Here is a 1,414-nt window from a genome sequence, read left to right on the forward strand (position 1 = left end):
CTGAGACCTGATGCCGAGCCGATTGTGGTGAAGTGGATGATCCTATGCTGTCGAGAAAAGCCTCTAGCGAGTTTCATGGCGGCCCGTACCCTAAACCGACTCAGGTAGTCAGGTAGAGAATACCGAGGCGTTCGGGTGAACTATGGTTAAGGAACTCGGCAAAATGCCCCCGTAACTTCGGGAGAAGGGGGGCCATCACTGGTGATTGGATTTACTCCATGAGCTGGGGGTGGCCGCAGAGACCAGCGAGAAGCGACTGTTTACTAAAAACACAGGTCCGTGCGAAGCCGTAAGGCGATGTATACGGACTGACGCCTGCCCGGTGCTGGAACGTTAAGGGGACCGGTTAGTGCACTTTCGGGTGTGCGAAGCTGAGAACTTAAGCGCCAGTAAACGGCGGTGGTAACTATAACCATCCTAAGGTAGCGAAATTCCTTGTCGGGTAAGTTCCGACCTGCACGAATGGCGTAACGACTTCTCGACTGTCTCAACCATAGGCCCGGTGAAATTGCACTACGAGTAAAGATGCTCGTTTCGCGCAGCAGGACGGAAAGACCCCGGGACCTTTACTACAGTTTGATATTGGTGTTCGGTTCGGCTTGTGTAGGATAGGTGGGAGACTGTGAACTCTGGACGCCAGTTCAGGGGGAGTCGTCGTTGAAATACCACTCTGGTCGTGCTGGATGTCTAACCTCGGTCCGTGATCCGGATCAGGGACAGTGTCTGATGGGTAGTTTAACTGGGGCGGTTGCCTCCTAAAGAGTAACGGAGGCGCCCAAAGGTTCCCTCAGCCTGGTTGGTAATCAGGTGTTGAGTGTAAGTGCACAAGGGAGCTTGACTGTGAGACCGACGGGTCGAGCAGGGACGAAAGTCGGGACTAGTGATCCGGCGGTGGCTTGTGGAAGCGCCGTCGCTCAACGGATAAAAGGTACCCCGGGGATAACAGGCTGATCTTCCCCAAGAGTCCATATCGACGGGATGGTTTGGCACCTCGATGTCGGCTCGTCGCATCCTGGGGCTGGAGTCGGTCCCAAGGGTTGGGCTGTTCGCCCATTAAAGCGGTACGCGAGCTGGGTTTAGAACGTCGTGAGACAGTTCGGTCCCTATCCGCTGCGCGCGCAGGAGTCTTGAGAAGGGCTGTCCCTAGTACGAGAGGACCGGGACGGACGAACCTCTGGTGTGCCAGTTGTCCTGCCAAGGGCATGGCTGGTTGGCTACGTTCGGAAAGGATAACCGCTGAAAGCATCTAAGCGGGAAGCCTGCTTCGAGATGAGGACTCCCACCCCCTTTGAGGGGTTAAGGCTCCCAGTAGACGACTGGGTTGATAGGCCAGATCTGGAAGCACCGTAAGGTGTGGAGGTGACTGGTACTAATAGGCCGAGGGCTTGTCCTCAGTTGCTCGCGTCCACTGTGT

1 rRNA gene is annotated in these 1,414 nt (G+C 55.9%); it reads left to right on the top strand.

Features of this window, described 5'->3' with window-relative positions:
* Positions 1-1,393 (top strand): 23S ribosomal RNA (locus tag ACIREE_RS42665); the annotation flags it as partial.
* Positions 1,394-1,414 lie beyond the last annotated feature (21 nt).

It is taken from the genome of Streptomyces sp. NPDC102467 (assembly GCF_044765445.1).
GTDB lineage: Bacteria > Actinomycetota > Actinomycetes > Streptomycetales > Streptomycetaceae > Streptomyces.